Raw genomic sequence first — 7,136 nt, forward strand, 5'->3', positions numbered from 1 at the left:
GGTTGTGTGTGTTGCTATGTTTTTTTCGTGGTGTCGGTGGATCCGTATTGGTGGTGAGCGCCGCTTTTTAGGTGAGTGACAGGGAGAGCGCGGGGGGCTGAACTCGCCTCTGCGTCGGCAGCGTCAGAGGTGCCGAAGGGACGGGCCCGCGGCGGGCGGCGAGCAGCAGCCCCGCCGCGATGAGCAGCACGCCGGCGCCGGCGCAGCAGAGCGGGACGACGGTCTTCAGCAGGTGGATCTTCCCGGCGCCGTCGCTGGACCGGGCGAGCAGCGCCCGTTGCGACTCGGGCGTCATCTTCAGGGTGAAGTCCGCGACGACGAGCCGGCCCGGCCCCTCCTTGGGACGCAGCGTCGACAGCACCCGCTGCTGCTGGTCGATCGGCGCGCCCGTCCTCGGGTCCACCCAGTACGTTGCCTCGGCCTGGTAGTAGCGGTCCACGGGGACGGCCGCGCCGCCCTTCGGGAGCCCGAGCAGCTCGGGCGGGACGTCCGGCAGCTCGCCGGCGACCTTCGTCTCCGGGACGCGCTCGACGAAGCGGTAGGTGAGCACGCCGTTGACGCGCTCCTCGCCGTCGAAGGCCACCGGCCAGGCGCGCCGGGTCGAGGAGTCGAACAGCTCCAGGTCCTTCTTCCGGGCCTCCACCGGCCAGAACAGCCCGATGCCCGACTGGCGGACGCTCTCGTCGCCGCCGATCGCCGCGCCGCAGCAGTTCGTCAGCTCACCGGTGCGGCGGTCGAAGGCGTACCGCTGCTTCTGCAGCTCGATCGTGGTGCCGCGACCCACGTCCTGGACGACCGTCGTGGTGTCCCACACGGCGATGCTGCCATCGCTGGAGCCGGAATCGCCCCGGACGGTGTTGGTCGCCACGATCGTCGCGCCCGTGCGCGGCGTCGCCTTCGACGCGTCGAAGTAGGAGGCGTCGTCGGCCCGCAGCCGGGTGACCTGGTACACGTCCGTCGGCGCGCCGATCAGCGCGGGGGCGACGTAGAAGCGGACGAGCAGGCCCGCGGCGAGCAGGAACGCGCCGAGCCCGATGAGGGACGCACCGATGAACCGTCGCACTACCGCCTCCCGGCCCCGTGGTCGGAGTCGCGACCAAACGTGATCTTTCGCCTTTGATCGTCTTGTGAGTGTCCTACATCACAGTCCCAAAAGAAATGAATCCGGACCGGAAGCTGCGAAGAGTGTGCGGACGCCCACCGGAGTGAGGACCAGTTAACGCGCGGGTGACGCGGGTGATCCATCCGGGAAATACGGGCCGCGCAGCATCGGGGTTCATGGGAGCCGACAGCAGAACCGGCCGGCGGCTGGCCGTGGCCGGGCACGGACCGGCCGCGCACCGCCTCGTGGAGGCGCTGCGCGCGCGAGACGCCGCCGGGACCTGGACCATCACCGTCATCGGGGAGGAACCTCGGACCGCCTACGACCGGGTGGCGCTGACGACCCACCTGGAGGGCGCCGGCCTCGCCTACCCCGCGCACGGCGGCGAGGTCGCCGTCCGCACCGGCGAGCGCGTCACCGGGATCGACCGCGCCGCCCGGACGATCACCACCTCGAAGGGCGGGACCGTCCCCTACGACGCGCTCGTCCTGGCCACCGGGTCGGCACCGTTCGTGCCGCCGGTCGAGGGCGCGGACCTGCCGGGCGTGTTCACCTACCGCACCATCGACGACCTGGACGCGATCCGCGAGTACGCGCGCGGCCGGGCGACCGGCGCCGTCGTCGGCGGCGGGCTGCTCGGCCTGGAGGCGGCCCGCGCCCTGCAGGGCCTCGGGCTGCGCAGCGGCGTCGTCGAGGTCGCGCCGTGGCTGATGCCGCGCCAGCTGGACGAGGGCGGCGGCGCGATGCTGCGCCGCCACATCGAGGGCCTCGGCATGGCCGTGCACGCGGGCGCCCCGATGCGCGCTCTGGAGGCCGGAGACGACGGGGCCGTCCGGCGCGTCCTGCTGGACGAGGGGACGGCCATCGACGCCGAGGTCGTGGTGTTCTCCGCCGGCATTCGCCCGCGCGACGAGCTGGCGCGCGGCTGCGGCCTGCCGGTGGGGGAGCGCGGCGGCATCGTGGTGGACGGGGCGTGCCGCACCGAGGACCCCGCCATCTGGGCGATCGGCGAATGCGCATTGGTAGGCGGCCCAAATGGCGGCACAGTCTACGGGCTTGTCGGGCCGTGCTTCGCCATGGCCGAGGTCGTCGCCGACCGGCTCCTGTCGGACGAGAGCACCGCCGTTTTCGAGGGCGCCGACATGTCGACCAAGCTCAAGCTCATGGGCGTCGACGTCGCCAGCTTCGGCGACCCGTTCGCCGGCCCGGACCGGGGCGCGCTCGGCGTCACCTACACCGACCCCGTCGCCGGCGTCTACAAGAGGCTCGTCGTCAGCGACGACGCGCAGACCCTCCTCGGCGGCGTCCTCGTCGGCGACGCCGAGTCCTACGGGACGCTGCGCGCCCACGTCGGGCGGAGCCTGCCGGGCGCACCCGAGCAGATGCTGTTCGGGGGAGTGGAGGCGGCGGGTGGCGACCTGCCCGGCGCGACCGTCATCTGCTCCTGCAACAACGTCACCGCCGAGGGCATCCGCTGCGCGATCTCCGAGCACTCGCTCACCGACGTGCCCGGCGTGAAGGACTGCACGCGGGCCGGGACCAGCTGCGGAAGCTGCGTCCCGCTGGTGAAGCGCATCCTGGACGCCGAGCTGACCGCCGCCGGGATCGAGGTCGGCAAGGCCATCTGCGAGCACTTCGACTACAGCCGCGCCGAGCTGTTCGACATCGTCCGGGCCGGGGAGGTCGCCAGCTTCACCCGGCTCGTCGAGGAGCACGGGACGGGCCGCGGCTGCGACATCTGCCGGCCCGCCGTCGCGTCCATCCTGGCCAGCCTCGGCAACGGCCACATCCTGGCGGGCGAGCAGGCCGCGCTGCAGGACACCAACGACCACTTCCTCGCCAACCTGCAGAAGAACGGCACCTATTCGGTCGTGCCGCGCGTCCCCGGCGGCGAGATCACCCCGGACAAGCTCATCGTCATCGGCGAGGTCGCCCGCGACTTCGGCCTCTACACCAAGATCACCGGCGGGCAGCGGATCGACCTGTTCGGCGCCCGCGTCGAGCAGCTCCCCGACATCTGGCGGCGGCTCGTCGACGCCGGGTTCGAGTCCGGCCACGCCTACGGCAAGGCGCTGCGGACGGTGAAGTCGTGCGTCGGGTCCACCTGGTGCCGCTACGGCGTCCAGGACTCGGCCGCCATGGCGATCCGCCTGGAGCTGCGGTACCGGGGGCTGCGCGCCCCGCACAAGCTGAAGTCGGCCGTGTCCGGCTGCGCCCGCGAGTGCGCCGAGGCGCAGAGCAAGGACTTCGGCGTCATCGCCACCGAGAACGGCTGGAACCTCTACCTCGCGGGGAACGGCGGCATGCGGCCCCGGCACGCCGACCTGTTCGCCACCGACCTCACCGACGGTGAGCTGATCCGCTGCATCGACCGGTTCCTGATGTTCTACATCCGCACCGCCGACCGGCTGCAGCGCACCGCGACCTGGCTGGAGTCCCTCGACGGCGGCCTGGACTACCTGCGCGAGGTGATCGTGGACGACCGGCTCGGCATCTGCGCCGACCTCGACGCCGCCATGGAACGCCACGTCGCGGCCTACTCCGACGAATGGCGCGACACCCTCGACGACCCCGAGCGGCTCCGCCGGTTCGTCTCCTTCGTCAACGCCCCGCGCACCCCCGACCCGAGCATCGGGTTCGAGGTCGAGCGCGACCAGATCAAGCCGCTCCCGCTGGAGGTGAAGCGATGAGCGTGGTCGTCGTGGGGAACGGCATGGCCGGGTCGCGCTTCGTCAGCGAGCTGCGCGCCCGCGACACCGCCACCCCCGTCACGGTGTTCGGCGCCGAGACCCAGCGGCCCTACAACCGGGTGCTGCTGTCGAACGTTCTCGCCGGGGTGACGCGGCCCGACCACATCAGCCTGGTCGACGCCGCCTGGTACGCCTCCCACGGCGTGGACGCCCGCCTCGGCGTCGAGGTCACCCGCGTCGACCGCGCCGCCAGGACCGTGCACGCCTCCGACGGGACGGTGACGCCGTACGGGACGCTCGTCCTCGCGACCGGCAGCACCGCGTTCATCCCGCCGATGCCGGGCCTGCGCGACGGCCTCCCTGAGGGCGCCCTGGTGTTCCGCACCCTGGACGACTGCCGCCGCATCACCGAGCTGGCCGCGTCCGCGCGCCGCGCCGTCGTGGTCGGCGGCGGGCTCCTCGGCATCGAGGCCGCGCGGGGGCTGGCGGGCCGCGGCCTGGACGTCACCGTCCTGCACCTGGCCGGGCACCTCATGGAACGCCAGCTCGACCCCGCCGCCGGGAAGGTCCTGGCCCGTACCCTCGCCGCGCTCGGCATCGGCACGCGCCTGCAGGCCGACGTCGCCGGGCTGCGCACCGCCGGCGGCGCCGTCACCGGCGTCGAACTGGCCCTGCCGGGCGGCGGGACGGAGGTCATCGGCACCGACCTCGTCATCCTGTCCTGCGGCGTGCGCCCCGAGGTGACGCTGGCGCGGGACGCGGGCCTGGCGATCGGCCGCGCCGTGATCGTCGACGACGAGCTGCGGTCGGTCACCGACCCGTCCGTCCGCGCCATCGGCGAGTGCGCCGAGCACCGCGACGAGGTGTACGGGCTGGTCGCGCCCGCCTGGGAGCAGGCCGGCGTGCTCGCCGGGCTGCTCGCCGGCACCGACCCCGCCGCCCGCTTCACCGGCGCCCGCCAGATCACCCGCCTCAAGGCCGCCGGGATCGAGCTCGCCTCGATGGGGGAGACCCACTTCGGCGACGACGACGAGGACGTGGAGGTCGTCCGGTTCACCGACGCCGCGCGCGGCACCTACAAGAAGGCGGTCATCCGGGACGGGCGGCTGATCGGCGCGATCCTGCTCGGCGAGACCTCCGCCGCCGGGACCCTCACCCGGCTCTACGACCACGCCGGGCCGCTGCCCGCCGAGCGCCTCGGCCTGCTGTTCCCCGGCGTCGGCGGGGCCGCCGAGGCCGAGTCGCCGCTGCGGATGCCGGACGCCGCCACCGTCTGCCAGTGCAACAACGTCAGCAAGAGGGAGATCCGCGCCTGCTGGCAGGCCGGCGCCCGCACCGCCGACGGCGTCGCCCGCGCGACCCGCGCCGGCACCGGCTGCGGCGGCTGCCGCGACACCGTCGAGGGCATCCTCGCCTGGCTGGACGGCCAGGACTCCGCCGACGTCGCCTGAACCCTGCCGCCCGGGCCGGCCGGGGGCGGTGGGTAGGCTCCGCCCCATGCTCGACGGACGGCCGCTGATCGACGCGCACGTGCACACCGCCCGGCTGCCGACCCTGCCCCCGGCATGGCGGCGGTGGGCGGAGGAGTTCGGCGCGTCGCACCCCTGGCAGGACCTCTACGACGCCGGCGGGACCCTCGTCCCCGAGCGGGTCGACGCCTACTTCGAGGACGAGGGCGTCGACATCGCCCTGCTGCTGTGCGAGTACAGCCCGAAGACGACCGGCACGCAGCCCATCGAGGACCTCCAGCCGCTCATCGAGCACAACCCGCGCCGGTTCCGGCCGATCGCCAACGTCAACCCGCACCTGCACTACCCGATCGGCGCCGAGGTCGCGCGGCAGCTGGAGTTCGGCGCCGCCGCCCTGAAACTGCACCCCGTGCACGGCGGGTTCAGCGTCGCCGACCCCGAGCTGTACCCCGCCTACCAGGTGTGCCGCGACGCGGGCGTGCCCGTCGTCGTGCACTGCGGCACCAGCTCGTTCCCCGGCTCGGCGAACAGGTACGCCGACCCGACGCCGATCGACGACGTCCTGCGGCTGTTCCCCGGCCTGACCTTCGTCCTCGCGCACGGCGGGCGCGGCTGGTGGTACGACGCCGCCGCGTTCCTCGCGCTGTCCCGCGAGGAGGTGTGGATCGAGCTGTCCGGGCTGCCGCCGCGCCGGCTCCCCGAGTACTACGCCCGGCACGACCTGCGCCGCCTCGCCCGCAAGTTCATCTTCGGCACCGACTGGCCCGGCGTCCCCGGCGTCGCCCGCAACGCCCGCGCCGTCGCCGGTCTCGGACTGGACGAGGAGACGCTCTCCCTCGTCCTCGGCGGCAACGCCCTCCGCGTCTACAAGGGCCTGTCCCTTTGACACATCCGCAGGAAAGGACCGTTCCCATGACCGACACCGGCCCGTTCACCGAGGACGTCGTGCGGCAGATCATGCGGCACATGAACGACGACCACGCCGCCGACTGCCTCACCATCTGCCGGGCGCTCGGCGGCCGGCCCGGCGCGACCGCCGCCCGGATGACCGGGCTGGACGCCGACGGGATCGAGTTCGCCGTCAGCGACGGCGGCACCGAGCACCCCGTCCGCATCCCGTTCTCCGCGCGGCTCACCGAACGTCCGCAGGTGCGGCACGAGGTCGTCCGGATGACGGAGGAAGCCCGCTCAGCGCTCAGCGGCTGATCCCGGATTTCGGACGGGCCGGAAAAGGGGGTGCGGTTTGCCTCGCGGGCGTGCGGAGATCCGGTAGGCAGCCGAGGGGCCCGCGACACGGGTCCCCGACCCCCAACCGGAGGCCGACATGCTCGCGATCGTCGCCGCGATCGTCTTCGCGCTAGCCCTGCTCTTCGACCTGGCCGACGTGTCCTCGGACGCCATCAACAACGGGACGCTGACCGTCCTCGGCCTGCTGCTCATCGCGCTGCACTTCGCCGGCGTGGGAACGTCCACGAACTGGCGGCCCCGCCGCTACAGCCGGCGGCGCTGACCGATCACTCCGTACGGGAGAACCGGACCCGGCGCCGCGCCGGGTCCGCCTCCTCCAGCCGCACCTTGACCTGCTCGCCGAGCTGCAGGTCCGCGCCCTCGCAGCGGCCGAACACCGGCGGCGCCACCAGCTGGACGCGCCCGCCGGTGCGGTCGCCGTTGACGTCCACCACCACCGCGTCGAAGACGTCCCCGACGTGGTCGCGCAGCAGCAGCGCCTCGACGAGGTCGACGCAGGCGTGGTCGACGTCGGCGGCGCGGCGCAGCGCCCGCTGCATCGTCTCGGGCAGCCCCGGCAGCGCCTCCCGCGCCCACCCCGGCACCGGCCGCCCCGCCGCCAGGGCCAGGCACACCTCCGTCGCGTAC

At 73.4% G+C, this 7,136-nt stretch carries 6 protein-coding genes and 1 pseudogene; 5 read left to right on the forward strand and 2 right to left on the reverse strand.

Features of this window, described 5'->3' with window-relative positions; genetic code table 11:
- Positions 1-67: 67 nt before the first annotated feature.
- Positions 68-1,063, reverse strand: coding sequence for a DUF3068 domain-containing protein (locus HUX53_RS07295; protein ID WP_176402398.1), 996 nt, complete (start codon positions 1,061-1,063; stop codon positions 68-70).
- Positions 1,064-1,278: 215 nt separating this feature from the next.
- Here HUX53_RS07295 and nirB point away from each other — a divergent pair, with 215 nt between their 5' ends.
- The 5 genes from nirB (at position 1,279) to HUX53_RS07320 (ending at position 6,771) form a co-directional block, all read left to right on the forward strand.
- The gene (gene nirB / locus HUX53_RS07300; RefSeq protein ID WP_176402399.1) at positions 1,279-3,792 is read left to right on the forward strand and encodes a nitrite reductase large subunit NirB; all 2,514 of its coding nucleotides are present in this window, start codon (positions 1,279-1,281) and stop codon (positions 3,790-3,792) included.
- Complete coding sequence (locus HUX53_RS07305) at positions 3,789-5,243, forward strand: FAD-dependent oxidoreductase (RefSeq protein ID WP_176402400.1); 1,455 nt, start codon at positions 3,789-3,791, stop codon at positions 5,241-5,243. The genes nirB and HUX53_RS07305 overlap by 4 nt, the downstream gene beginning before the upstream one ends.
- A 46-nt stretch (positions 5,244-5,289) precedes the next feature.
- On the forward strand, positions 5,290-6,147 hold the full coding sequence (locus HUX53_RS07310; protein WP_176402401.1) for an amidohydrolase family protein: 858 nt from the start codon (positions 5,290-5,292) through the stop codon (positions 6,145-6,147).
- A 26-nt stretch (positions 6,148-6,173) separates the two neighbouring features.
- Positions 6,174-6,467 (forward strand): DUF2470 domain-containing protein, encoded by a 294-nt coding sequence (locus tag HUX53_RS07315; RefSeq protein WP_176402402.1) that lies wholly within the window; start codon positions 6,174-6,176, stop codon positions 6,465-6,467.
- A 118-nt stretch (positions 6,468-6,585) separates the two neighbouring features.
- Positions 6,586-6,771 (forward strand): hypothetical protein, encoded by a 186-nt coding sequence (locus HUX53_RS07320; protein ID WP_176402403.1) that lies wholly within the window; start codon positions 6,586-6,588, stop codon positions 6,769-6,771.
- Positions 6,772-6,775: 4 nt separating this feature from the next.
- Here the strand turns inward: HUX53_RS07320 and HUX53_RS07325 are convergent.
- Positions 6,776-7,136 (reverse strand): annotated as a pseudogene (locus tag HUX53_RS07325) (RNB domain-containing ribonuclease); the annotation flags it as partial.

It is taken from the genome of Actinomadura sp. BRA 177 (assembly GCF_013372625.1).
GTDB lineage: Bacteria > Actinomycetota > Actinomycetes > Streptosporangiales > Streptosporangiaceae > Spirillospora.